Source organism: Nocardia yamanashiensis (assembly GCF_021183565.1).
GTDB lineage: Bacteria > Actinomycetota > Actinomycetes > Mycobacteriales > Mycobacteriaceae > Nocardia > Nocardia yamanashiensis.
Genome location: NZ_CP089226.1, coordinates 272,086 through 297,531, shown reverse-complemented (window position 1 = coordinate 297,531; position 25,446 = coordinate 272,086). Strand labels below are relative to the sequence as shown.

The 25,446-nt window shown below is 68.8% G+C and carries 23 protein-coding genes; 6 read left to right on the top strand and 17 right to left on the bottom strand.

The window, feature by feature from the left end:
* Nucleotides 1-40: 40 nt before the first annotated feature.
* Nucleotides 41-775 (top strand): GntR family transcriptional regulator, encoded by a 735-nt coding sequence (locus LTV02_RS01420; protein ID WP_233037276.1) that lies wholly within the window; start codon nt 41-43, stop codon nt 773-775.
* 6 nt (nt 776-781) lie between these two features.
* On the opposite strand, the gene LTV02_RS01415 is transcribed toward LTV02_RS01420, so the two are convergent.
* Nucleotides 782-1,084: a type 2 periplasmic-binding domain-containing protein gene (locus LTV02_RS01415; RefSeq protein WP_233041430.1), complete on the bottom strand. Its 303-nt coding sequence runs from the start codon at nt 1,082-1,084 to the stop codon at nt 782-784.
* On the opposite strand from LTV02_RS01415, the gene LTV02_RS01410 reads away from it, so the two are divergent.
* Nucleotides 1,053-1,202 (top strand): hypothetical protein, encoded by a 150-nt coding sequence (locus LTV02_RS01410; RefSeq protein ID WP_233041932.1) that lies wholly within the window; start codon nt 1,053-1,055, stop codon nt 1,200-1,202. The genes LTV02_RS01415 and LTV02_RS01410 overlap by 32 nt on opposite strands.
* An 8-nt stretch (nt 1,203-1,210) precedes the next feature.
* Here the strand turns inward: LTV02_RS01410 and LTV02_RS01405 are convergent, their stop codons facing one another.
* The 7 genes from LTV02_RS01405 to ftsY form a co-directional block, all read right to left on the bottom strand.
* Nucleotides 1,211-1,786 carry a hypothetical protein gene (locus LTV02_RS01405; protein WP_233037274.1) on the bottom strand — a complete coding sequence of 192 codons (576 nt, stop codon included), beginning with the start codon at nt 1,784-1,786 and terminating at the stop codon, nt 1,211-1,213.
* A gap of 115 nt (nt 1,787-1,901) precedes the next feature.
* The gene (gene ffh, locus LTV02_RS01400; protein ID WP_067711307.1) at nt 1,902-3,470 is read right to left on the bottom strand and encodes a signal recognition particle protein; all 1,569 of its coding nucleotides are present in this window, start codon (nt 3,468-3,470) and stop codon (nt 1,902-1,904) included.
* A gap of 99 nt (nt 3,471-3,569) precedes the next feature.
* Entirely contained in the window at nt 3,570-3,881 is a 312-nt protein-coding gene (locus tag LTV02_RS01395) for a hypothetical protein (protein WP_233037272.1), read from the bottom strand.
* Between the two features lie 190 nt (nt 3,882-4,071).
* Nucleotides 4,072-6,555: a [protein-PII] uridylyltransferase gene (locus LTV02_RS01390; protein ID WP_233037270.1), complete on the bottom strand. Its 2,484-nt coding sequence runs from the start codon at nt 6,553-6,555 to the stop codon at nt 4,072-4,074.
* Between the two features lie 151 nt (nt 6,556-6,706).
* On the bottom strand, nt 6,707-7,045 hold the full coding sequence (locus LTV02_RS01385; RefSeq protein ID WP_067711303.1) for a P-II family nitrogen regulator: 339 nt from the start codon (nt 7,043-7,045) through the stop codon (nt 6,707-6,709).
* 3 nt (nt 7,046-7,048) lie between these two features.
* Nucleotides 7,049-8,353, bottom strand: coding sequence for an ammonium transporter (locus tag LTV02_RS01380; RefSeq protein WP_408639381.1), 1,305 nt, complete (start codon nt 8,351-8,353; stop codon nt 7,049-7,051).
* A 264-nt stretch (nt 8,354-8,617) separates the two neighbouring features.
* Nucleotides 8,618-10,219 (bottom strand): signal recognition particle-docking protein FtsY, encoded by a 1,602-nt coding sequence (ftsY, locus tag LTV02_RS01375; RefSeq protein ID WP_408639322.1) that lies wholly within the window; start codon nt 10,217-10,219, stop codon nt 8,618-8,620.
* 208 nt (nt 10,220-10,427) lie between these two features.
* On the opposite strand from ftsY, the gene LTV02_RS01370 reads away from it, so the two are divergent.
* Complete coding sequence (locus LTV02_RS01370) at nt 10,428-10,817, top strand: DUF2237 family protein (protein WP_067711299.1); 390 nt, start codon at nt 10,428-10,430, stop codon at nt 10,815-10,817.
* Between the two features lie 516 nt (nt 10,818-11,333).
* Here the strand turns inward: LTV02_RS01370 and LTV02_RS01365 are convergent.
* Nucleotides 11,334-12,446, bottom strand: coding sequence for an FAD-dependent monooxygenase (locus LTV02_RS01365; RefSeq protein ID WP_233037252.1), 1,113 nt, complete (start codon nt 12,444-12,446; stop codon nt 11,334-11,336).
* A gap of 103 nt (nt 12,447-12,549) precedes the next feature.
* On the opposite strand from LTV02_RS01365, the gene LTV02_RS01360 reads away from it, so the two are divergent.
* A complete protein-coding gene (locus tag LTV02_RS01360) occupies nt 12,550-13,146 on the top strand; it encodes a TetR/AcrR family transcriptional regulator (protein ID WP_233037250.1) in 597 nt (198 codons plus the stop codon).
* Nucleotides 13,147-13,211: 65 nt separating this feature from the next.
* Here LTV02_RS01360 and LTV02_RS01355 read toward each other — a convergent pair whose 3' ends face one another.
* From LTV02_RS01355 to LTV02_RS01340, 4 genes are all read right to left on the bottom strand, one after another.
* Nucleotides 13,212-13,625 (bottom strand): hypothetical protein, encoded by a 414-nt coding sequence (locus LTV02_RS01355; RefSeq protein WP_067711295.1) that lies wholly within the window; start codon nt 13,623-13,625, stop codon nt 13,212-13,214.
* Between the two features lie 120 nt (nt 13,626-13,745).
* Entirely contained in the window at nt 13,746-15,089 is a 1,344-nt protein-coding gene (locus LTV02_RS01350) for a hypothetical protein (RefSeq protein WP_233037248.1), read from the bottom strand.
* Nucleotides 15,090-15,156: 67 nt separating this feature from the next.
* Nucleotides 15,157-16,041 carry a TetR/AcrR family transcriptional regulator gene (locus LTV02_RS01345; protein WP_233037247.1) on the bottom strand — a complete coding sequence of 295 codons (885 nt, stop codon included), beginning with the start codon at nt 16,039-16,041 and terminating at the stop codon, nt 15,157-15,159.
* Between the two features lie 5 nt (nt 16,042-16,046).
* The gene (locus LTV02_RS01340; protein WP_233037245.1) at nt 16,047-16,370 is read right to left on the bottom strand and encodes a hypothetical protein; all 324 of its coding nucleotides are present in this window, start codon (nt 16,368-16,370) and stop codon (nt 16,047-16,049) included.
* A 358-nt stretch (nt 16,371-16,728) separates the two neighbouring features.
* On the opposite strand from LTV02_RS01340, the gene LTV02_RS01335 reads away from it, so the two are divergent.
* Nucleotides 16,729-17,628 carry an NmrA family NAD(P)-binding protein gene (locus LTV02_RS01335; protein ID WP_233037243.1) on the top strand — a complete coding sequence of 300 codons (900 nt, stop codon included), beginning with the start codon at nt 16,729-16,731 and terminating at the stop codon, nt 17,626-17,628.
* An 83-nt stretch (nt 17,629-17,711) separates the two neighbouring features.
* On the opposite strand, the gene LTV02_RS01330 is transcribed toward LTV02_RS01335, so the two are convergent.
* Nucleotides 17,712-18,854 (bottom strand): FAD-dependent monooxygenase, encoded by a 1,143-nt coding sequence (locus LTV02_RS01330; protein ID WP_233037241.1) that lies wholly within the window; start codon nt 18,852-18,854, stop codon nt 17,712-17,714.
* Nucleotides 18,855-18,949: 95 nt separating this feature from the next.
* Here LTV02_RS01330 and LTV02_RS01325 point away from each other — a divergent pair, with 95 nt between their 5' ends.
* Complete coding sequence (locus LTV02_RS01325) at nt 18,950-19,693, top strand: TetR family transcriptional regulator (protein ID WP_233037239.1); 744 nt, start codon at nt 18,950-18,952, stop codon at nt 19,691-19,693.
* Between the two features lie 54 nt (nt 19,694-19,747).
* Here the strand turns inward: LTV02_RS01325 and LTV02_RS01320 are convergent, their stop codons facing one another.
* The 3 genes from LTV02_RS01320 to LTV02_RS01310 all read right to left on the bottom strand — a co-directional run bounded on the left by LTV02_RS01320 (nt 19,748) and on the right by LTV02_RS01310 (nt 25,393).
* On the bottom strand, nt 19,748-20,404 hold the full coding sequence (locus tag LTV02_RS01320; protein WP_233037237.1) for an HAD family acid phosphatase: 657 nt from the start codon (nt 20,402-20,404) through the stop codon (nt 19,748-19,750).
* Nucleotides 20,405-20,484: 80 nt separating this feature from the next.
* The gene (locus tag LTV02_RS01315) at nt 20,485-24,279 is read right to left on the bottom strand and encodes an AAA family ATPase (protein ID WP_233037235.1); all 3,795 of its coding nucleotides are present in this window, start codon (nt 24,277-24,279) and stop codon (nt 20,485-20,487) included.
* Between the two features lie 19 nt (nt 24,280-24,298).
* Nucleotides 24,299-25,393 (bottom strand): glycoside hydrolase family 43 protein, encoded by a 1,095-nt coding sequence (locus tag LTV02_RS01310; RefSeq protein WP_233037233.1) that lies wholly within the window; start codon nt 25,391-25,393, stop codon nt 24,299-24,301.
* Nucleotides 25,394-25,446 lie beyond the last annotated feature (53 nt).

Here is a 25,446-nt window from a genome sequence, read left to right as displayed (position 1 = left end):
TCCGGAAAACCCCTGGCGCGGCCCGATACTGTGGATTCCCGTGACCGCCCCCGGATCCCTGCGCAACCGCGCCTACGAGACCATCAAGCAGCGCATCGTCGGTGTCGAGCTACGTCCCGGCCAGCGTCTGGTGGAGCGGGATCTGGCCGCCGAGCTGGAGGTTTCCCGTATTCCGCTGCGCGAGGCGCTGCGGATGCTGGCCGCCGAGCGGCTGGTGCTGCTGGTGCCGGGCAAGGGCGCACTGGTCGCCCCGTTCACCCCCGCCGACGTCCGCGATCTCTTCGACGTCCGCGAGGCCCTGGAACCGCTCGCCGCCCGCCTGGCCGCCGCCAAGGCCAGCGCCGAGACCCTCCCTCTGTTGCGCACCAGCCTGGAAACCGCCCGGGCCGCCACCGCTTCCGGCGACCGGCAGCGCATCGCCGTCGCCAATGCCGCGTTCCACACCGCCATCGTCGAGCTCGCCGACAATCCGTTGCTCACCGCGCAGATGCGTCCCCTGGACGCCCTCACCGAATGGCTCTTCCACCTGACCGCCGCCCGTGACGCCGACGAACAGCGCTCCGAGCACGAGGCCATGTACGACCTCATCGCCTCCGGCCGATCCGAGGACGCCGCGGCCAGCGCCCTGGATCACGTCGTCGCCGGACGCGAAATGAGCATCGCCCTCGCCGAAACCTGGTCCACCGGCGATCTCGATCCGGAGGCCATCGCCAAAGGCAGACGGCGCCGACGCCCCGAAACCCCTTCCCCGACAGCCCATCCGGTCACCGAATAGGCCGGATCACTCACCCAGCACGGTGATATCGGCGCGTTCGCGGCACACTTCGCGAATGGCGCGCAGCCCCGCGGCGATCACCGGATGGCCGCCCGACCCGCGCCGCACCACGGTCAGATGGCGGCGCACCGGCACGTGGTCCCCGTGCAACGGCACCCGCACCACCGCGAAATCCGCTGGGAGATAAGCCAGCCGGGAGATCAAGCTGCCCCCGAACCCGTGCGCGACCACGGCGGCCACACCGATGAAATCCACCGACCGGCCGGTTAGGCGCGGCGTGAATCCGGCGTCGGCGCACGCGGCCGTCACCACCCGGCGGTGGGTGATCCGCTCCGAACCGCTGATCCACCGAATCCGATTGACCCCGAACCTGTTCCAGGACGACGCCGGCGACCTCTCGGCGACGACGCGGAAACCGCGCGGGTGAAGCGGCGCTCAGGCGCCCGGATGGGATTCCGGTGCGGCGGGCGGCTCGGTGCGGCGGACGAGGCGCAGGGTGGCCGCGCCGGCCCGGTCGATCTCGTTCTGCTGCCGCCGCTTCCGCGCTTCGGTCCGCACCAGCGCGGCCTCGCTGCGATCGAGGCGGGCGGCGCTGGCGACCAGGGCCTCGCGCGCGCGGGCGATCGCTTCCTGTGAGCGCTGCTCGGTCGTCGGAACGGCGACGCCGGCCACCCGGGCACGGCGATCCAGTCGCTGTTCGCGGTCGTTCAGATGCAGCTCGCGGTCGTCGGCGTCGGCCTCGCGGCGATCGGCCGCCCGTTCCCGGGTGCTGGCGGCGATATCGCGGCTGTCGGCGATCTGCTCACGCGTGTCGGCCTCGACCTCGCGCAGATCGGCCAGTTCCTCGCGGGCGGCGGCATCGGTCGCCCGCAGCTCGAACCGTACTTCCCGTTCGTCGGCCGCGGCCTCGCGCAGCGCCAGCGCCGTCTCACGCCGCCCCAGGTCGTCGATCCGGCGCGCGAACCGGCCTCGGGGTCCCCCGTCGTGATCTTCCGACCGCTCGGCATCCATAGTTCATGATTGCACTCCGCGCCGGTGCTGAGCCACGTTCACCGCCGAAGCCGGGCAGAGCGCTGCCGAAGCTAACGGGGCGGCCCGTCGTACGGACCGCCCCGGTTCGAATCGCCTACTGCTTGGGGAACTTCAGTTTCGACAGGTCGAAACCTTCCAGCCCCGGCGGGAGTTCGTTGAGGCCCGCGGGCAGATTCGAGATATCGGGCATACCGGCCGGCATACCGCCGGGGAGCCCGGGCATCCCCGGGAAACCGCCGCGCATCTTCGGCGGGGTCGGCCCGCGTCCGCCCTTCTTGCCCTTCTTGCCTTTGCCCTTGCCCTTGTTGGCGCGCGCGCCGGGCATGCCGAACTGGCGGCTCATCATGCCCATCATCTTCTTGGCTTCGAAGAAGCGGTCGACGAGCTGATTGACGTCGGTGACGCTGACGCCGGAGCCATTGGCGATGCGCAGGCGGCGGGAAGCGTTGATGATCTTGGGGTTATCGCGCTCGGCGGGCGTCATACCGCGAATGATGGCCTGCACCCGGTCCAGCTGCTTGTCGTCGACCTGGGCCAGCACGTCCTTCATCTGGCCCGCGCCCGGCAGCATGCCGAGCAGGTTGCCGATGGGACCCATCTTGCGAATGGCCAGCATCTGCTCGAGGAAGTCCTCGAGGGTGAGCTCGCCGGAGCCGATCTTGCGGGCGGCTTCCTCGGCCTGCTTGGCGTCGTAGACCTGCTCGGCCTGCTCGATCAGGGTGAGCAGATCGCCCATGCCGAGAATGCGCGAGGCCATGCGGTCGGGGTGGAAGACGTCGAAGTCTTCCAGCTTCTCGCCGGTGGACGCGAAAAGGATGGGCTGGCCGGTGATCTCACGCACCGACAGCGCCGCACCACCGCGGGCGTCGCCGTCGAGCTTGGTGAGCACGACGCCGGTGAAGCCGACGCCGTCGCGGAACGCCTCGGCGGTGGAGACCGCATCCTGGCCGATCATGGCGTCGAGGACGAACAGGGTCTCGTCGGGGTTGACGGCATCGCGGATGCCCGCGGCCTGCGCCATCAGTTCGGCGTCGATGCCCAAGCGGCCGGCGGTATCGACGATGACCACGTCGTACTGCTTCTGCTTGGCCTCTTCGATACCGGCGCGCGCCACATCGACCGGATCGGACGCGGAGATGCCGAGCGGATTGTCGCCGCCGCCGATGGAAGTGCCGGGGTGCGGGGCGAAAACGGGCACGCCCGCACGCTCACCGACCACCTGCAGCTGGGTGACCGCGCCGGGACGCTGCAGGTCACACGCGACGAGCAGCGGCGTATGCCCTTGCCCCTTCAGCCATTTCGCGAGCTTGCCCGCGAGCGTGGTCTTACCGGCGCCCTGCAGACCGGCCAGCATGATGACGGTCGGCGGGTTCTTGGCGTACTGCAGCCGCCGCGTCTCGCCACCGAGAATCGTGACCAGCTCGTCGTTGACGATCTTGACGACCTGCTGCGCCGGATTCAGCGCCTGGGAGACCTCCGCACCCTTGGCGCGGTCCTTGACGCGGGCGATGAAGCTGCGCACCACGGGCAGCGCCACGTCGGCTTCGAGCAGGGCGAGCCGGATCTCACGGGCGGTGGCATCGATATCCGCCGGTGACAGGCGTCCCTTCCCGCGCAGATCCTTGAGGGCACCGGCCAACCGGTCGGAAAGGGATTCGAACACCGATGCTCCTACATCTCGAGGGACGTCACTCGAGATACCAGGGTAGTGGGCCGCGCGAGTCGATGGCACGCCGACCACCGTCACCTGCGGCCGAGCGGTTCATTCCAGGCGGGGACCGGGCCGGGCGGCGGGCCGGCGCAGATCGTGCTGCTCGGTCTGCACCATCCAGACGGCTTCGCGTGCGGTGAGCCCGAGTTCGAGGGCGAGACCGTCCAATACGGCCCATTCGACATCGGTCGGCGGTGCGCCCGCGACGGTCGAGGCGATGGTCATGGCGGTCACCGCCTGCTGACCCGACAGGGTGCGGCCCGGTAGCCAGGACACCACCCACCGGTCGCCGCCGACGCAGCGGGCGATGTGCTGAGTCAGATCGCTCGTCATCATGGACGCGGATACGACTTCGATTGCCACCGACTGCTCCCCTCATGCTCGCGACCACTCTTATTTTTCGGGCCGTGCAGGCCCAATCGCGAATACTAGGGTGTGATGCCAATCACTTGACCGGTATTTCAGCAAATTGCTCGCAACGATCGGATTAACTGGCAAACACGTGGTTTGCCAGTTAATCCAGCTTCATGGCGACCGGTCAGAAAACCGTGGTCTAACCGATTTCAGTGTCCGATTCGGGCGTTTTCTTCGGTTGTTGCGGAGGCACCACCGCGAGCACCGCCGCCGCGATTTCGGCTCGCCTTTCCGGCGTGTCGGCGGCCCCGAGATCGAGGCAGAAAGTGTCCATGACGGCCGTTCCCAAGGTGACGACTTTCGCCCAGCACACATTCGCGCCGGATTCGGCGAGCGCCGCGGCCAGCCGGGACAGCAATCCGATCCGGTCCTCGGCGCGCAATTCCAGCAGCACCCGGCCGGGTTCGCTGGTCTCGGACCAGAGCACCCGCGGCTGCGCCCGCGCGTACGGGCTGGGCTGGGCGCCGCCCTGTTCGCGTTCCTTGCGCGCCAGCACCGAGACCAGATCCAGATCGCCATTGATGGCCCGGATCAATTCCTGCCGCAGCAACCCCGGATCGGGCGGATTTCCGAAGCGCGGCGCGACCACGAAGGTATCGATGGCCGAGTCGCCCACACTCGCCAGATCCGCGGAAAGCACGCGCAGCGAATGCAGCGCGAGCACACCGGCCGCATCGGAAAGCAGGCCCGGATTGTCCGGCGCGACAATGGTGACCACGTGGTTGTAGCGCCCCTCCCCCGGTTTCAGCTCCACGTGCACGCCGCCGTTTTCCGCCCGCGCGCGTAATTCGTCCGGAATCGGTTCGGGTTCGGGCAATTCGTCACCGGCCATGGTGATCCGGCAGCGCCGCACCAGATCTCCGATGAGCGAGGCTTTCCAGTCGTTCCAGACGCCGGGCCCGGTGGCCAGGGAATCGGCTTCGGCGAGCGCGTGCAGCAGATCCAGTAATTGCGCGTCGCCGTCGAGGGCCTCGACCACCATTTTCACAGTGTCGTTATCGGTGATGTCGCGGCGAGTGGCGGTATCGGGCAGCAGCAGATGCTGCCGCACCATCGTGGACAGGGTCTGCACGTCCGAGGGCCACAGCCCGAGCCGGCGCCCGATGGACACCGCGAGTTCCGCGCCCACCACGCTGTGATCCTCGGTGCGCCCCTTGCCGATATCGTGCAGCAGCGCGCCCAGCAGCAGCAGATCCGGGCGGGCGACCCGGGTGGACAGCGCGCTGGCCTGCGCCACGGTCTCCATGAGATGGCGGTCCACGGTCCAGGTGTGCATGGCGTCGCGCGGCGGAAGATCGCGCACCACACCCCATTCCGGGAACAGCCGCCCCCACAGCCCGGTGCGATCCAGGGCTTCGATGGCGTCGATGGTGCCGCGGCCCGCGCCCAGCAGGACCAGCAGGTCGTTGAGGGCGTCCTTGGGCCACGGCTCGCGTAGTTCCGGCGCGTCCTCCGAGAGCCGGTTCAAAGTCGTTGCCGACATGGGCAATCCGGTCTGCGCCGAGGCCGCGGCCACCCGCAGGATCAGCCCCGGGTCGCGCTGCGGGCGGGCATCCCTCGCGAGCACCACCTCACCGGCATGTTCGACCACCCCCTCATCGAGTGGTCGCCGTACCGGCATGCGGCGCAAGCGCGCGAGCCCGCGCCGCGGCAGCGCGTTGGCGGCGGTCCGCAGACCGACGTCGGTGGAGTAGCTGACCGTGCGCGCCGCATCGCTGAGCGTGCGGGCCAGGTCGAACCGATCTCCCAGGCGCAGGGCCGCCCCGATCTCGTCGGCGTCCTGCGCACGCAACTGGTCACGAGCCCGGCCCGCGACCCGATGCAATTCGGTGCGCACGTCCAGCAGGCGGCGATGCGCCAGCTTCAGCCCGCCGCCGGGCACATCCGGACCGAGCCCCGGCATGGCGTCGGTCAGTTGTGCGATGGCAAGGGCATCCAGCAACTGGATGTCGCGCAGTCCGCCGCGCCCGTTCTTGAGATCGGGCTCGGCGCGGTGGGCGACGTCTCCGCTACGCCGCCACCGGGTTTCGGTCTGCGCGATGAGCGCGTCGAACCGGGAGCGGATCCCGGTCCGCCAGTCCCGCCGCACCCCGGAGACGAGGAGATTGCTCAATCCCTCGTCGCCGACGATGTGCCGGGCCTCGAGCATGCCCAGCGCGGCGGTCAGATCGTCCGCGGCGACGCGCAGCGCCTGGGGCACCGTGCGCACGCTGTGGTCGAGCTTGATGTGGGCGTCCCACAGCGGATACCAGAGCTGATCGGCGACCTCGGCGACCCGTTTCGGATCGACGTCGTCGTAGAGCAGCACCAGATCCAGATCGGAGTAGGGCAGCATCTCCCGGCGGCCCAGACCGCCGACCGCCACGATGGCCAGGCCGCTGTCGGCGGTGATGCCGACCTCGTGTCCCTTGGTGGTGAGCCACAATTCGTAGAGATCCACCATGGCCTGGCGTAGCGCCTCGGTGTCGAGCCGGGCGCCGCGGCCGTTGCCGCCGATCCCGCCCGCTTCCTCGAGCAGCTGGTTGCGGGCCCGGATCAGATCCGAAGCTCCGTTGGAGACTTTCGCGCCGTTGGCGACTTTGTCGTCGCGTTCTTGCTGGAAACCCACAACCCACCTCTTCATTCAGTTCGTTCGGCCCCGGGCCGGGAAGCCCCGGGCCGCTCCGGATTCCGCTGCGGTCGGAATCCGGAGCCGTGCTGAGCGCGAGAACGGCCCCGCCCCATCCGGTTTTGCGTGTCCGGCGGGAGCGGGGCCGCCGCTCGATCGATCCTCTTTAGAGGGCGTCGGACCCACGTTCACCGGTGCGAACCCGGATGACGGCTTCGACCGGGGTGACCCAGACCTTGCCGTCGCCGATCTTGCCGGTGCGCGCGGCCTCGACGATCACCTCGACGACCTTCTCGACGGAGGCGTCGTCCACGACCACCTCGACCCGGACCTTCGGGACGAAGTCGACCGAGTACTCGGCGCCGCGGTAGACCTCGGTGTGGCCCTTCTGGCGTCCGTAACCCTGGACCTCGCTGACGGTCATGCCGAGCACGCCCGCCTGCTCCAGCCCGGACTTGACGTCCTCGAGCGTGAACGGTTTGACGATTGCAGTAACCAGTTTCATGCGTCATGCCTCCTTGACGGCGGCGGTGCGCGCCGCACCACCCACAGCAGCGAAATCGTATGCCGATTCCGCGTGCTCGGACTCGTCCATCCCCACGAACTCGGCTTCTTCGTCCGCGCGCAGCCCGATGGTGAACTTGATGGCGAGGGCGATGATCAGGGTCGCGATGCCCGAGAAGGCAAGTACCGCACCGGCTCCCACCGCCTGCTTGACCAGCTGATCGAAACCGCCGCCGTAGAACAGGCCCTTGACCGCCGCCGGGGCCTCCGGCGCGGCGACCAGGCCGACCATCAGGGTGCCCGCGATACCGCCGACGAGGTGCACGCCGACCACGTCGAGCGAGTCGTCGAAGCCGAACTTGAACTTGAGGCCGACCGCCAGGGCGCACAGCACACCCGCGACCACGCCGATGGCCAGCGCGCCGACCACGTTCACCGAGGAGCAGGACGGGGTGATGGCGACCAGACCGGCCACGATGCCCGAGGCCGCGCCGAGGGAGGTGGCGTGTCCGTCGCGGATCTTCTCGACCAGCAGCCAGGCCAGCATGGCGGCGCCGGTGGCGATGGTGGTGGTGATGAAGGTGGCGCCCGCGATGCCGTTGGAGCCGACCGCGGAACCGGCGTTGAAGCCGTACCAGCCGAACCACAGCAGACCGGCGCCGAGCATCACGAACGGCAGGTTGTGCGGGCGCATGGGGGTGGTCGGCCAGCCCTTGCGCTTGCCGAGCACGATGGCCAGGACCAGGCCGGCGATACCGGCGTTGATGTGGACCGCGGTACCACCCGCGAAGTCGATGGCCTTGAGCTTGTTGGCGATCCAGCCGCCGTGCTCGCCGGTGACGCCGTCGAAGGCGAAGACCCAGTGCGCGACCGGGAAGTAGACCACGGTGACCCACACGGCCGCGAAGAGCAGCCAGGAGCCGAACTTCAGGCGGTCGGCGACCGCACCCGAGATGAGGGCGACCGTGATGATCGCGAACATGAGCTGGAAGGCCACGAAGACCGTGGCGGGAATGGTTCCGGCCAGCGGGATTCCGACCTTGACCGAAGCGTCGGCTGCGCTGGTCAGGTAGGTACCGCCGAACAGGTCCTTCAGTCCGAAGTACTGCGCGGGATCACCGAACAGGTTCGACTTGTCGTCGCCGAACGCCATGGAGAAGCCGTACAGCACCCAGATGACCGTGACCACGCCCATGGAGGCAATGCTCATCATGATCATGTTCAGCACGTTCTTCGAGCGGACCATGCCGCCGTAGAAGAATGCCAAACCCGGTGTCATCAGAAGCACGAGTGCTGAACTGGCCAGCATCCATGCGGTGTCTCCGGCGTCGGGTGCGCCGATTACGGGGAACGCCACCTCAATTTCCTCCTCATCTCGGGCTCCGCCTTACCGGCGATAACGAGCCTGCAATGAGGTTCCTCAGTCGGTGTTTCATCCGTGAGCCTGCGGCGTTTCACCTAGGTGAACGGATGAGATTGCACTGTTGCAGTCACGTTTCCGAACCCGCACCGATGTTTCGTCCATGTTGTGAGGCAGATCTTGTTCACCCGTATTCAAGCAGGTGAGAGGCGATTATCCGAGGAGGGCGTCGACAAACGCGCCGGGCTCGAACGGAGCTAGATCATCCGCGCCCTCGCCCAAACCGACCAGTTTTACGGGAACGCCGAGCTGCTCCTGGACCTGAAACACGATGCCGCCCTTGGCAGTACCGTCCAGCTTCGTCAGAGCAACACCGGTGATATCGACGACGTCCGCGAATACCTTGGCCTGCATCAGGCCGTTCTGTCCAACCGTGGCGTCCAGCACCAGGATGACCTCGTCGACCGGAGCCTTCTTCTCCACCACGCGCTTCACCTTGCCGAGCTCGTCCATCAGGCCGGTCTTGGTGTGCAGGCGGCCGGCGGTGTCCACCAGCACCACGTCCACGCCGCGATCGATGCCGGCGCTCACCGCGTCGAACGCGACGGCGGCCGGATCCGCGCCTTCCTTGCCGCGCACGGTCTCCGCGCCGACCCGCTCGCCCCAGGTCTGCAGCTGATCGGCGGCGGCGGCACGGAAGGTGTCGGCGGCGCCGAGCAGCACGCGGCGGCCGTCGGCGACCAGCACGCGCGCCAATTTGCCGGTGGTGGTGGTCTTTCCGGTGCCGTTCACGCCGACCACCAGGGTCACCGACGGGCGGTCCTGATGCGGGAGCACGCGAATGGAGCGGTCCAGTTCGGGGCGCAGAGCCTCGATCAGCACATCGCGCAGCACTTCTCGCGCCTCCGCGGAGGTACGGACGCTGCGGGCGGCCATCTCCTCGCGCAGGCGCTCGACCACGGCGGCGGTGGAGGCGGTGCCGAGATCGGCCATGACGAGGGTGTCCTCGATCTCCTCCCACGAGTCCTCGTCCAGATCGCCACCGCCGAGCAGGCCCAGCAGGGACTTGCCGACGGCGTTCTGGGAACGGGACAGGCGGCCGCGCAGGCGGGTCAGACGGCCGGTGGTGGGGTCGATCTCGGGGACCACCGGGGCGGGGGCGACCTCGGCCGGCGCCGCGGTCTCGGCCGGAGCCGGAGCGGCCTCGGCGGGCGCGATGGTGGCCGCGGCGGCGGATTCCTCCGCGGAGGGCGCGGTTTCGGCGGGCGCGGATTCGACGGGCGCGACCGGGGCTTCCGGCGCGACGACTTCCTCGATCACGACCGCTTCGGCCACGACCTCCCCGGCCGGGGTCTCGACGACGACTTCCTCGACCGTGACTTCCTCGACCACGGGGGCCGGCGCGGCTTCGCCTGTGACTGCGGCCGCGTCCTCCTCGACCGGCGGGCGCTCGGGCCCGAGTTCCGGTTCGGGCAGACGGACGTCGTGAATGCTGCGCTTGCCGGAGTCGCGCGGGATGGCCGCGTCGTCGCCGACGTGCGGCTGGCCCTCGTCGTCGGTGCGCTCGATGGGCACCGGCTCGGGCTTCGGCTCGGGTTTGGGCAGCGTGGCGGCGCGGCCGCCCTCGCTGAAGCTGAATCCCCCACCCGCCGTATATCCGCCCGACCGGTCGGTGAGTTCCGGCTGCTCGGGAGCGGCCGGGGTGAGCGAGATTCGGCGGCGCTTGTACAGGACGAATCCGGATACGAACGCCACGAGCAGCACCGCGGCGATCGCGGCGATGAGGATCCAAGCTTGTGCAGTCACGTGCCCCATCCTTTCAGAACCCTCCGAGTTGCCGGATTCACACACCTACCGACGGGTTTCGGAGCAGTGTCGTCTAACACACATCGGGTACGCATCGGCTATGGACACGCCGGAGCAAGCCGACTCATTCGGGACAACGACCGACCGGTTTGCTCAACATCGCACCACAGTGCGGAAGGAGCGGCGAATGCGACACCGAGACAATAGGATCGGCGACGTGACCGATCGAAATGTGCTTGGGGGACCGCTGGAGGAGTGTGGCACCGATCCTCTCACCGGCTTCTACCGGGACGGATGCTGCAGCACCGGCCCCGAAGATCTTGGCAGCCACACCGTGTGCACCGTCGTCACGGCGGAATTCCTGGAGCATCAGAAGTCGATCGGCAATGACCTGATCACCCCGCGCCCGGAGAACAACTTCCCCGGCTTACAACCCGGCGACCGCTGGTGCGTGGTGGCCGTGCGCTGGCTGCACGCTCACGAGGACGGCGTGGCCGCACCCGTCGTCCTGGCCGCCACCCACGAGAACGCCCTCGAAGTGGTGCCCATGGAAACCCTGCGCAAGTACGCGGTCGACGTCCCGGACGACGTCAGCGACCTGCTGTAGGCACCCGCCACCCGGCGAACACGGATCGCGGGCAACCGATGCGGTGGGGCATCGCACGCGATCGCAGGGGATGCGAAGCACCGGTAGTGCTCACGAATCGGGCGTCAGCGTGCGCGGAAACGCCGTGCACGCGGACCGCGATGCGAGCCAGCGGTTTCCGCCCGAGCCGGTCGGCGGAGGCGCGTCGCCGGGCTGCGGAAGGTGCGCCGACCGGGTGGATCGCTCGACGAGGGCGTTCCGACGAGGCCGGCACCGTCGCGAACTCCCCCAAGCCGGCCACGGGCGCGCCAGGACGCGGATCGCGGTGTCGCGCAGGGTGATCGCGAGGCGGAAGCCGGCGACGATGAGCACGCCCGCGGCACGGAAACCACGCAGAGGTGGTTCGGCGCATACGCGCGACCGCTACTCGTCGCCGCTGAGTACTTCGTCGCGGTCCGCAGTTGAGCGCGTGAGTTCCCCAGCCAGGGAGTGTGCGCCCACGACCGCGAAGCTGGAGCCGCCGCCCACCAGACGCTGTCACCACCGCGATACGACGCGGATCGCGGTGTCGCGCAGGGTGATCGCGAGGCGGGAGCCGGGGACGATGAGCATGCTGGCGGTGCGGAAACCGCGCAGGGCGGGCTTCGCCAGCGCCCGTTGCCGCTGTTCGTAGCGGCTGAGCGCGCCGGTCGAGTCGCCGGGTGTGCGCGTGAGTTCCTCGGCGAGGGTGTGTGCGCCCGTTATCGCGAGGCTGGAGCCGTCGCCGAACAGGGACAGGCTGGAGCCGGCGTCGCCGAGCAGGGTGACGCGACCTTTCGTCCAGCGCGGCAACGAGACTCGGCTGACGGCGTCGAAGTAGAGGTCTTCGGCGGCGCGGACCTGGTCCAGTAGTTCGCCGAATATTCCGGTGCGGCCGTCGAAAGCGTCGAGGACCAGGGACTTGTGCTGGGCGGTGTCGCGATAGTTGTAGTCCGGTACGGCGGGTGAGCGGAACATGAAGGCGGCGAGGGGTTTTCCGCCCGCCGGATGGACCGAGACCGACCGGCCGGGCTCGTTGTACATGACCACCTCGCGGTCGCCGCCGAAAGTCCGGTCCACCGGCAGCGTGGCCACGTACATACCCATGTGCCGCACGAAGTCCCGCTCGTCGCCGAAGACCAGGCGGCGCACCGCCGAATGCAGGCCGTCCGCGCCGATCACGTAGTCGAAGCGCTCCGGCGGGGCATGCTCGAAGGTGACGTCCACGCCGGCTTCATCCTGGGCGATGCCGGAAATGCTGTCGCCCCAGTACATCCGGGCCCGCCCCTTGGCGGACTCGAGCAGGATGGCCGCCAGTTCGGCGCGCGCCAGCTCGACTTCGCCGCTCTCCCCGGCGCGCCCGCCCGTGGTGCGCATCGAGGCTTTGCGCCGTCCGGCCGCATCGACGAAGGTCAGCCGGTCCACATGGGTTGCCGCCGCGCGCAATTCGGGCATGATGCCCATCACCTCGACGACCGGCAGCGCCGCGCCGCGCACGTCGATCGGGTTCCCGCTGGAGCGCTGCCCGGCGGCGCGTTCCACCACGGTCACGTCGAAACCGTTGCGCCCCAGCCAGTACGCCAGTGTCGAGCCCCCGATACCGGCTCCCGAAATCAGTATCGATGCGTTCATGTCCATCACCTCGTGGTCTAAGTGGACGAATTTCGTCCGCTTAGGCCGATGCTACGCTAAGCGGAAGAATTTCGTCCACTTATTCTTTTCGGAGGTTCCGGAGGTGAGGAACACGGCCGAGCAGCTCCGCGCCGACGCCCGCGGCAATCGGGATCAGATCCTGCGCGCCGCCCTGGAGGTGTTCTGCGAACGCGGCACCCAGGTGCCCATGAAGGACATCGCCGATCGCGCGGGGGTGGGGGTCGGCACGCTGTATCGCCGCTTCCCCGACCGCGAATCGCTGATCATCGCGACCTCGCTCGCGCATCTGGAGATGGTGGCCGAACTGGTCGCCGCCGCCTGGCGAACCGAACCCACCGCGTGGGCCGCGCTCGGCCGCATCCTGCGGGAAGGCGCGCGGCTCCGGCTCGGCGCGCAGGCGACGGCCCTGGAACCCGCCACCCATCTGATGGTGCAAGCCGATCCCGTGGTGATCGAGCAGCGCGGGCAGCTGCTGGAACTGGTCGGCCGGATGATCGCGCAGGCGCAAGCCGACGGCGATCTGCGCACCGACTTCGGCGTCCCGGATGTGGAGGCGCTGATGACCCTGCAGATCTTCGTCCGCAAGGCGGAGACCTACGAACAGGCCGTGGATCGGGTGGTGAGCCTCGTACTGGACGGCCTGCGGCCACAAGGCTCGGCCGCCACCGGGCGCGAGTAGTTCGTACTCCATTCGACACGAAAACGCCGCCCAGCAGCTTCGCCGGGCGGCGTTTGCCGAGCTGATCAGCGCTCGGTGCGCAGGGTCCAGATCTGCGCGGCGGCCATCGCGGCGGTGAAGGCGGCGATGAACAGGATGCCCGCGGTGCCGAGCGCGGTCGGGTGCAGCCAGCCCGCGGCGAGGGTCACCAGGCTGTCGACGGTCCAGAAGATATTGAGCCCCACGATGATCGCGGCCGGGCGGCGCGGAATCACCCGGCGGGTGGCGACCACCAGCACGCCGACTGCGTAGGCGATGAAGAACACGCCGGTGGCGAGCAGCACCTCGAAGGACAGTCCGAGCGGTTCGTCCAGCACCGCGGCCAGGGCGGTGATGGCCACGCCGGACAGCAGGGTCGCGATGCCGTCGGCCTCGTAGGCCAGGCGCAGCGGGGTCATACCGGCGATGGTGCGGGCGGTGGAAGCGGTGGTGGCGGTCATCGGAATCGGTTCCTTCCTTCGGTGATTCGTGCTGCTCCGAAGGTGGCCCGGGCGGCGCTGCCGACACCACGCCAAGTCCTGCCGATTACTGCCAACCGCTGGTCACAGCGTTTTCCCGGGTCAGGAACGCACGCTGTCGAGGCTCGAACGCAGTTGCGCGGCAATGAGCTTCGCTGCCGCGTTCTGCCAATTGTGCAGGGTCCGTTCGGGCACCTGATCGACGAACCAGGACAGCGCCTTGCGCGCCACCGGATCCAGGTCGGTGCGTTTGGTGCGAACGCTGTAGGGGCGGATACCGGCCACGTAGTAGAAGTAGACCGAGTTGTAGTGCCGCCATTCCTCGCTGGTGCCGAAATCCGCTCCGGTGCGCGGTTTCAGGGCGGCGATGCTCTCGCTCAGCAGCGCCTTGAGTTCGGTGGCGCGGTCCAGCGGGCCGACCGGGGCGCGGTTCCGCAACCGGCTGTCGATGGCGGGCAGATCGACCAGCGGACTGGACACCAGCTTCCCCAAGTCCGCGTAATGGCTGAGCGCGCGCCGGGTGAGCCGGGCGAATTCGTCCTCGCCGAGCGCCGCCAGCCCGCTGTCGATGTCCTTGCGCGGCAGCGCGTCCGCCGCCTCCCGCAGTTCGGTGCGGGCGTCGCGCAGTTCCGGCGCCGAGGCGAAGGCCAGCCGGTCCGCGCCGGCCTGGAGCGGCGCGTTCAGCACTTGTAATGCGATCGCCGCCCCGATGGCCCCGAACAGCAAGGCCACCAGTGCGGTCCGCTCCCCCGTCAGCACGATGGCGACCGCCGCCTGCCCGCCGAACACCGCCGCGGTGGCCGCCGACACCAGCAGCGAGCGCGTCATATCGGCTTGCAGCGCTTCGCCTTCGTCGAACGCGTCCAGCACCGCGATGCCGATGCCGAGCAGCACCAGGTCGACCGCGACGCCGGACAGCATGGCGGTGCGCGGCAGCACATTGAAGCCGACCAGGATGAGCGCCGCGCTCAGCCCGAACATGAGCGCGCCGACGGTGAGCAGTCCGGCTACCGAGCGCCGGGCGTCGTCGGCCCATTCTGAATGCTGGCCGAGAATGGCGAGCAGCGAGCCGAGCAGCACCAGAATCATCAGCGTGCCCAGCAGATACGCGACCGGCATGAGCCCCGCCGCGGCCGGCATGGCCAGCGCCACGAACACCGGGACGAGCACCAGCCGCCACAGTCGATCCAGCCGGTCGGACCAGCGCTCGGGCAGCAATCGCAAGAGCACGCCGCTCCAGGCCAGTGCGGGCACACAGACCAGCACGATCCGCAATCCGTCGAACCATTCCGCATCCGCGGCCAGCGCATCGGCGATCACCGCCACCGCATAAGCGAGCAAACCGGCTCCGGCCCTGCACAGCACCGGTTTCCGCGTATCTCGCGCCAGCAGATACAACCCGAGCCACCAAGCAACACCGAAAGCCACCGCAGAAACCCACACCACGGTGGGAGCCTAACGCCGCACCCCTGGAATTCCGTCACCCATCGCAGGTCACGAATTCATTTCCCTATCAGCAGTTTTCGATCACGGCCAGGGGAGAGTGGCGGCGGCGGTGGGCTTTCTGACGGCAGGCGGGCGAACAATAGCGGGCCGGACGCCCGGTGCCGCCGGGGCGGAGCGGCGTCGCGCACACCGGGCAATGGGCATTGGACGTAACGGAACCGCCCGCACTTTCGTTACGCGTCGCGACGGAACTTCCGTCTTTCGTCACGCGCGTCCCGGCCGGCTCGGCGCGCAGTGCGTCCAGCACCAACTGCGCCCCGCGCGCCAGCCCCGCGGCGTTCGGCTGCAGCCGTTGAATCACAACGCATCCGGTGAACAGCTCCAGCACATCGGCGACGTCGATATCCGCGCGCACGGCCCCCTGGTCCTGCGCCGCCACCAGCAACGCCGTCAAGGCCCGGTGGAACCGCTCCCCCGCTTCGCGCATCAATTCCCGTGGCCAGCCGTCTTTTTCGAGGATGTCGCACAGCCCTTGATTACGCGGCGTCGACATCACCACCTCCGTGCAGAACGCGAAGAACGCCACTCCCGCGTCCGGCGCACCCGCGAACCCGACCGCCAGCGCGGTCAGCCGATCCAGCCGCTGCTGCATCACCGCTTCCAAAAGCGCCGTCTTACTCGGGAAATGCCGATGCACCGTCCCCGCACCGACGCCAGCTCGCCGCGCGATCTCCGCCAGCGAAACCCCCGTCCCCTCCTCCGCCAGCGCCCGCTGCGCCGCCGCCAGCACCAGCGCCCGATTCCGCCGCGCATCCACCCGCTCCGCCGAACCGGCCCGCCCCGCCGCACCAGCACCAGCACCAGCACCAGCACCAGCACCAGCACCAGCACCAGCACCAGAATCGTACGTGGCCTTGGACTTTCGAACCTCGGCGGATGCGTTCTCCGGCATTCTGCTTACAGCACGCGACGCAGCCGACACCCGGCGTTCAACGCCAGCTGGCACCCGGCGTTCAGCGGCAGCCGACACTCGGCCTTCAGCGGCAACCGACGCCCGGCGTTCAGCGGCAACCGGCACTCGGCCTTCAACGCCAGCCGACGCCCGGCGTTCAGCGGCAACCGGCACTCGGCCTTCAACGCCAGCCGGCATCCGGCCTTCAACGCCAGCCGACGCCCGGCCTTCAACGCCAGCCGACGCCCGGCCTTCAACGCCAGCCGACGCCCGGCCTTCAACGCCAGCCGACGCCCGGCCTTCAACGCCAGCCGACGCCCGGCCTTCAACGGCAGCCCGCGACGCGGTCGACACCCGGCGTTCGGTGGCGGCTGGCGCCGGCATCGCAGCTGGTAGTCCGGTGGTGGGAGGCGGCACCGGCGCCGTCGGCAGGTCGGTCTCGGACTGCTCGGGCGAGGCGTCCGTGACGGGCTCGGGTGCACGACGTGACGGGCGGCCGGTTCCGAGTGCGCGGCTCGAGGGCAGCGCGGCCGCGGCATCGCCCGGGGTGGGTGGGGTGGATCGCATTGCGCGCGAGCTCGTTTCGTTACGGCGTTCGTTTCCGGTGGTGGCGACCCGGATGGTGGGCGGCATAGCGTCCGGATACGGGTCGACCGACCCGAATACTACCGAAGAGACGGAGCGAGCATGTCTGCTCAGAGTGATCTGGTACTGGTGACCGGAGCTACCGGCAAGCAGGGTGGCGCGACTGCCCGGCAGTTGCTGGCTGTGGGGCGGCCGGTGCGGGCGCTGGTGCGCGATCCGGAATCCGCTGCCGCGCAGGAGCTCCGCGCGGCCGGTGCGGAATTGGCCGTCGGGGACTTCGACGACGCGGCGTCGCTGGAGGCCGCGCTCACCGGTGTGGGCGCGCTGTTCCTGGTGCCGCCCGTCGAATACCGCGCCGCCGGCTGGAATACCGATACCGAAGCCGAGCGCGGCGAACGCACGGTCGCCGTCGCGCGGGCGGCGGGTGTGCGGCAGATCGTCTTCACCGGCGTTGCCTCGTTCGAGCAACAGGGCGAATGGGGTTCGCAGGGCAAGCGCCGCATCGAGGAAGCGGTCCGGGCCAGCGGATTGCAGTGGACGATTCTGCGACCGGTCCGGTTCATGGAGAACTATCTGCTGGACGGTTCACCGGTGGACGGTATCCGCGCGGGCGGCGTGCACTTCCACATCTTCCCGGCGGACCGCCCGTTGCAGGTGATCGCCATCGAAGATATCGCCGCCATCGCGGTGCTGGCGTTCGACGATCCGGCTCGATTCCACGGCCGCACTTTGGAATTGGCCGGCGACGACCGGACTCCTGCCGACGCCGCGGCGGCGATCAGCGCGGTCACCGGCCACGACATCCGCTACCGGGAAGCGACCGAAGCGGAGGCGGAAGCATTGGGTGGGCAGATCGGCACCATTTGGCGGCTGACTCGCGCCGGGGAGGGGTGGCACGCGAATATCGCGGAAGTGCGCGAAATTCTCCCGAGTTTGCGCACGCTCGACGATTGGCTGGCGGAGACGGGGGCCGCGCGAATCAAGGCGATCCTCGAGGCGTAGCGAGCAGTGGAGTTTTGCTCCACTTTCGGCTCCTTCAATCGGTTTTCCGACGAAAGGGGGTCGAAAGTGGAGCAAAACTCTGATCACCCGGCCGCCAGGCGCTCCAATATCGGGAGGCGGGCGATGATGTTGCGCACCGACATTCCCAGGCGGGTCCTCGGCACCATGAGGCGCAAATTGGGGCCGATCTGATGTTTGCGAGCGACCAGAGGGCGGTGCGACTGCTCGTAGCGGGGGAAGGCAGTGGCGAAATCGCCTGCGGCTGCCGCCAATTCGGCAGCCAGGCGGTAGGCGCCGACGATCGCCAGCTCAGCGCCGGCGCCGGAGACGGGCGAGGCGCAGTAGGCGGCGTCGCCGACCAGGGCGATGCGACTCTTCGACCAGGCGTGCATACGCACCTGGGCGAGAGCGTCGAAGTACAGTTCGCGGTCGTCGAGTGCACCGGCGAGCAATTCCTGTACCTGCCAACCGCTTTCCGCTCCGAAATGCTCTTGCAGCAGCTGGCGCGCCGATTCGCGATCACGGTGGTCGTACTCGCGCTCGGGACTGCGGAACATGAAGTACGCCTTGGCTTGCGGGTGCGCGCCGGAGCGGTAGATCCCCGCCATACTGCCCGGCTGGGGATTGTGCATGGTCACCCAGCGGTCGGGTCCGAGTGCCGCGTCCGCATTGCCGAAGGCGAAGTAGTGCCCCAGGAAGTGGACGAATTCGTTCTCCGGGCCGAAGGCGAGCCGCCGGACCGACGAGTGCAGTCCTTCGGCTCCGACGACGAGGTCGAACCGCTCGGGCGGGCTGTTCTCGAACGTCACGGTGACACCGTCGGCATCCTGCCCGAGGGCGGTGATCGAGTCACCGAAACGGAATTCGACTGCGGCGGAAGCGGCTTCATGAAGAAGCCGCACCAGATCACCGCGCATGATCTCGACTTCGGCGCTGCCGTTCTTGTCGCGCACGGCTTGCATCTCGATGCGGGCGAGTTCGGCGTCCGTGGCGTCGACGAATCGCATGCCCGTGACATCGGTTGCGGCCGTGCGGATCTCGCTCAGCAACCCCATCCGCTCCACGATGTCGACGGCTTCGTCCCGGATATCCACGCCTTGCCCGCCGACGCGCAGGCTCGCCGCGCGTTCGACGACGGTGGGCCGGAATCCGTGGCGGGCCAGCCAGTAGGCCAGGGTCAGTCCGGCGATACCGGCTCCGGCGACGAGAATCCGTTCGTTCTTCATGACCACTCCCCGTGTCTCATAATTTCTGACCATTGGTCAGCAGTGAAAACGTAGGTCACTGACCACCGGTCAGTCAAGAGGCTAGGATCGGACACGTGACCGACGATTCGCGCGCCCGCATCCTGGCGACCGCTCTGGCCCTGTTCGCCGAGCGCGGCTTCCACGCCGTCTCCGTGCGCGAGATCGCGACGCAGGTGGGATTGACGAAAACGGCGGTGCTATACCACTTTCCGAGCAAGACCGATATCGTCGCGGCGCTGGTGGAGCCGCTGCTCGCCGATTCGGAAGCGCTGCTCGAGACAGTGCGCGATCTACCCGATGCGGATTCCCGCCGCTGGGGACTGGCGACCGGCCTGCTCGACGTCTGGCTCGCTCACGGGAAATTGCTTCGTATGCACATGCACGATCAGGCGCTGTCCGAGGACAGCGCCACCTATCTGCGACTACGCGATTTCGCTCTGGCCGCGCAGGACCTGATCGCCGGTCCCGGAGCCGATTTCACCGCCCGTGTCCGCGCCGCCCAGGTCTATGCCGCGCTCAGCGACCCGATCACCATCTTCGCCGACCACCCGCCCGCACAGCTGCGCGCGGCGGTGCTGGACGGTGTGCAGCGCATATTGGGCAGCGCCGCACCGGAGCGGTCACACCATCGCTCCCCCGCGACGAACCCCCAGATCACCCCGCCCGTTCGCGGCCGCCCCGCCGCCGTCACCGCCACCATGGCCGAATCCGCCCGCCGCATGCGGGATTCGGGCGAGTACACCATGGCCGAGATCGCCGCCGAACTGGGCGTCTCCCGCGCCACGCTGTATCGCCATCTCACCGAACCGAACGAATGAGACGGCGAACCGTTGTCTCGAAAGCTCGATTTTCGAGACAACGATGGGGTCGCGTCAGTTCAGTGCGCCGTCGTAGTCCGGCAGCTTGAAGGTGCGCTCGGCATGCCCGCCCGCGAGATCCGATGCACTGTTGCCGATATTGGCGACGATGGTGTAGCCCAAGCTTTCGATCTCGGTGCGCGCACCGGTCTTGTACGTCTCCAGCGCGGTCGCGCCCGCCGACCCGGTGGTGAGCCCGCCGCCGTACAGCTTGTCGACGCTGTACCCGACCGAGGTCAGATTGATCTGGGTGTAGACGTTCATGAGCGACGGCCGCCCGGTGACGAAAATGATTGCCGCGCCCTGGCTCTTGGCCCACTGGGTGAGCGCCAGCACCGGCGCGATGGCGGGCGTGATGGGGGCCGGGTTGTAGCTGGTCTCGAGCGAGGTGTTGTCGATATCCAGCACGATGGCCGGCTTGCCGCTGGCGGGCAGGCGGGTGGCCAGGTAGGTCTTGGCCTCGTTGATCACGGTGGTGACGTCGGCGATCCACTGGCTGTAGGACGGCTTGCTGCCGCCGCCGGACAGCGACGAGGAGCCGGAACCGCCCGAGCCGGAAGCGGATCCGGTGCCGCCGGACAGCGAGGAGGACCCGGTGTCGGCGAGGGCGGTGGCCGGCGCGGCCAGGGCGACGGTGATTCCGAGGGCAACACCTGCGATAGAGCGTCTCATGACTCCGGGACGCTAGCCGCCGCTTACCTCTTACGTGATCATGTTTCAAATTATTCCCGTTGAGCGGGAACCGGTTTGCCCTAGGCGGACGCCCCCACCAGATTCTCGCCGCGCAGGCGTTGTGAGATGACCTGGGTGATGCCGTCGCCGCGCATGCTCACGCCGTACAGCGCGTCGGCGATCTCCATGGTCGGCTTCTGGTGGGTGATGACGATCAGCTGGCTCTTCTCGCGCAGCTGCTCGAACAGGCCGATGAGCCGGCGCAGATTGGTGTCGTCCAGCGCCGCCTCGACCTCGTCCATCACATAGAACGGCGAAGGCCGGGCGCGGAAGATGCTGACCAGCAGGGCGACCGCGGTCAGCGACTTCTCGCCGCCGGACAGCAGCGAGAGCCGCTTGACCTTCTTGCCCGGCGGGCGCGCCTCGACCTCCACACCGGTGGTGAGCATATCGGCCGGATTGGTGAGCAGCAGCCGGCCTTCGCCGCCGGGGAAGAGCTTGCCGAAGACGCCGACGAATTCGCGTTCCACGTCCTCGTAGGCTTCGGTGAACACCTGCAGGATGCGGGCGTCGACCTCGGCGACCACGTCCAGCAGGTCCTGGCGGGCCTTCTTGACGTCCTCGAGCTGGGTGGCCAGGAAGTTGTAGCGCTCCTCCAGGGCCGCGAACTCTTCCAGCGCGAGCGGATTCACCTTGCCGAGCGTGGTGAGGTCCTTCTCGGCGCGTTTGGCGCGGCGCTCCTGGGTGGTGCGGTCGTAGGGCATGGGCTGCGGTTCGCGGACGTCCTCGCCGCGTTCGCGGGCCTGCTCGTACTCCATCATCTCCAGCGCGGTGGGCGGCATGGGGACGTCGGGGCCGTATTCGGCGATGAGGTCTTCCAGTGCGACGCCGAAGGTTTCGGCGATGGTGGTCTCCAACTGCTCGATGCGCAGCGCCGCCTGGGCGCGAGCCACCTCGTCGCGGTGCACGGCCTCGGTGAACTGGGTGAGCTGGGCGGTGAGCAGCCGGGCGCGTTCCTTGGTCTGATCCACCTGGGCCGCGAATTCGGTACGGCGGCGCACCAATTCGTCGCGCCGGGCGGCGGCCTGGGCGACCACCTGCTCCAGCTGATCGGCGACCTTCTCGGCGGATTTCGCGACCACCGCGGCGACTTCGGAAGCCTGCTTGCGGGCGACCAGGGCGCGTTCGGCGCGGGCCCGGGTCTCGCGTTCGGCGCGGGCGGCGCGGCGCAGCGAATCGGCTTTGCCGCGTACCGATTCCGCGCGTTCCTCGGCGGTGCGCACCGCGAGCCGGGCCTCGACCTCCATGGTGCGCGCTTCGGCCAGCGCGGCGGCGGCGTCCTCGCGCATGAGGGCGGCGGCTTCGGTGCCGGCGGATTCCGAATCCCCGCCGGCCTGTTCGAGTTCCGCGTTCCGCAGCCGCTCCTCGAGCTCGCGGAGTTTCCCGAGTGTCTCCTCGCGGCCCGCCTCGGTCTGGTCGCGCTGCGCGATCAACCGATCGCATTCGCGCTGCGCATTGCGCGCCGCCTGCCCGAGCCGGCCCAGCCGGTCGTAGATGGCGACCAGCGCCTGATCGGATTCGTGCAGCGCCAGCAGCGCGTGATCGACCGCTTCCTTGCGATCGGTCTGCTCGGCCAGCGCACCCGCCAGCGCCGCTTCGACCTCGTCGGCGGTGCGCTGCCAGGATGTCAATTCGTCCTTGGCGGCATCGATCTCGGCCTGCACCTCGAGCTGGCTGGGCGCGAGATCGGAACCGCCGAGCACCCAGCCGCTGCCGGTGACGTCGCCTTCGCGGGTGACCACGCGTAGCTCGGGGCGCGCGGCGATGACCGCGGCGGCCGCGGCTAGGTCGTCGGCGACGGCGATGCCCGCGGTGAGGGCCGCGATCGCGCCGCGCAGATGTTCCGGACTGTCGACGACATCCGCCAGCCACCGCGCGCCGCCCGGCAACGGCCCGCCCGCGCGAAGCTGATCCGCCTGCCCGCCGAAACCGTTCGCGCTCACCGAATCCGGCGTTCCACCCGCGGCCCCGGACGAATCAGCGCCCGGGTTTCCGAGCGGCTTGGCCTGCGCGTCGAAACCGTTCGCGCCCAGCGAATCCGGCGAGCCATTCGAGGATCCGGCCGCGAAGCCGGACGAACCCGCCGCGCCGCCATGCGGGTGGCGTGCGCCGCCGTAGACCAGCGCGACGCGGCCGCCGTCGGCTTCCTTCAGCGCGCGCACGGCGGCGTGGGCGGAGGGGCCGGTGTCGGCGGCGACGGCGTCGGCGAGGGGGCCCAGGGCCGCGGCGACGGCGGCTTCGAAACCGCCGTGTACGCGGATCAATCCGGAGAGCGGGCCGAGCAGGCCGTCGGTGCGGTGTTCGAGGAGCCAGGCCGCGCCGTCCTTGCGGGCCAGGTTCATGGAGAGAGCTTCGATGCGGGCGGTCAGCGAGGCGACGCGCTTGCCGGCCTCGCGGTCCTTCTCGCGGAGTTCGGTGACGCGCTGGTCGGCGAGTTCGAGGGCTTGAGCGGCGTGCTCGTACTGATGGTCGAGCCCTTCCTCGCCCGCGTCCAATTCGCCCAATTCGCCCTGGACGGACTCGAATTCCTCGTCGGCGGCCGCACCGCGCGCCCGCGATTCGGCGATGGAGGCGGTGATGCGGGCGATCTCGCCGTCCACGGACTGCGCGCGAATGCGCAGGCTGTCGACCTGGCCGGAGAGCCGGGCCAGCCCTTCCCGGCGATCGGCGATGGCGCGCACGGCGGCCAGATGCGCCTGCTCGGCGGCCTTGGCGGCCTGTTCGCGTTCGTGCAGCGCCTCGCGTGCCGATTCCAGGGTCTCGGCGGCGATCTCCACCGCGGCCAGGAGTTCTTCCTCCTCGGCCTCGACCCGGTCGGCTTCGCGTTCCAGCTGTTCCGGATCGCGGCCCATGCCCGCGGGCTGCTCGATGGTCAAGTTCCGGGCGCGGTCGCGCGCGATCCGGATGGTGGCATTGACGCGTTCGGTGAGCGCGGACAGCTGGAACCAGGTCTGGGCCGCCGCTTCCGCGCTGGGCGTCAACCGCGCCAGTTCGAATTCCTGCTGGGCCAGCGCGGCATTCGCGGCGTCGAGTTCGGCCTGCACATTGACCTGCTGTTCGCGCGCGTACGCCTCTTTGCTCTGCTGGCTCTGCAGATCGTTGCGCCGCGACACCAGATCGTCGGCGGCCAGCCGCAGCCGCGCGTCCCGCAATTCCGATTGCACGGTGGCCGCGCGCCGCGCCACTTCGGCTTGGCGGCCGAGCGGTTTGAGCTGCCTGCGCAATTCGGTGGTGAGGTCGGTGAGGCGGGCCAGATTGGACTGCATGGCGTCCAGCTTGCGGACGGCCTTCTCCTTGCGCCGCCGATGTTTGAGCACGCCCGCAGCCTCTTCGATGAACGCGCGCCGGTCCTCGGGCCGCGATTCGAGAATGGCCGAGAGCCGGCCCTGGCCGACGATGACGTGCATCTCACGGCCGATGCCGGAGTCGCTCAGCAGCTCCTGCACGTCCATCAGGCGGCAGGAGTTGCCGTTGATCTCGTATTCGCCCGCGCCGTCGCGGAACATGCGCCGGGTGATGGACACCTCGGCGTAGTCGATGGGCAGCGCCCCGTCGGAGTTGTCGATGGTCAGCGTCACCTCGGCGCGGCCCAGCGCGGCACGACCGGCGGTGCCGGCGAAGATGACGTCCTCCATCTTGCCGCCCCGCAACGCTTTCGCGCCCTGCTCGCCCATCACCCAGGTGAGCGCGTCGACGACGTTCGACTTGCCCGACCCATTGGGACCGACCACACAGGTGATGCCCGGCTCGAGCCGCAGGGTCGTCGCGGACGCGAAGGACTTGAACCCCTTCAGCGTCAGACTCTTCAGGTGCACAGTCGGCCAGGTTACCCGGTCAGCCCGGATTGCCGAAGGTATGCCGGGGTTCGCGTCCCCCGCCGTTGGCGTCGCCGATGACGATCGGGGCGTCCGGACCGAACGCCAGGCCCAGCTGCGGGCGTCCGTCGGCGCCGAAATACATGGGTTGCGCCCGTACGCTGCGGCCCGCCCACCCGGTATTCGGTTCGAGCCGGGCGTGATAGGTGATCCAGGGCTGACCGTCCACTGTCAGGAACCCGTTGTGTCCCGGTGCGATCGCGCCCGGCCCGCCCGGCAGTACCGGCCCGCCCGATTTGGTCCACGCCCCCGGATCCAGCGGATCCCCGCCTCGCGCCAGTTCCAGCATGCCCAGCCGATAGGTGTCGTCGAAGCTCGCATTGGCCGAGAAGCTGACGAACAGGCGCCCGTCCGGCGCGATCAGCGGTTCGGGTCCTTCATTGATCAGCAGATCGGCGTCATTGGGCACCGTCTCCCAAGCCGCGGTCGGTGTCGCGATATGCACCGCCTCGCCCACCGGCGTCATCGGATCCGACATCTTCACCACGCAAATGTCCTGCACCCGTGTGTCGTTCGGATCTTTCAAGCAGGACCAGAGGTAGTACTCCTCCCCCGCGTATTGCATATGCACCCCGTCGATGGCCCACCCGCCCGGCAATTCCATCCGCCCGAGATATTCGTACGGCCCCGCGGGATCGTCCCCGGTGGACCGCAACGCGTACATCCGATGGCTCTCGTTGCGATCGTCCTCCTGCCCCGCGAAGTAGATCCACCACCGTTCCCCGATGCGCTGCAATTCCGGAGCCCAGATCTTGGTGCAGGCCGGAGCCGGGCAGGCGGCGTGCTCCCACACCACCTTCGGTTCGCTCTCCCCCAGCCCGCCCAAGGTCGCCGAACTCCGGACCACAATATTGTCGTCGTTGTAGAAATCCCCCTGCACCAGATGAAACCGCCCCTGGTAATAGGCGATGCTCGGATCAGCCCCCGCCGCCAGCACCGGATTGGCGAACTCCTCGCTATGCGCCTCGTACGCCCCCGCATCCGACGCACCGACCGTGGTCCCCACACCCAGCACCGCCGCACCGACCAGTCCGAGCACTCCCCGCCAGCCCATCGCCACCGCCTCCAGCAAACGTCGAGAATTCAGTCTCGGCAGCCCTGGACGCA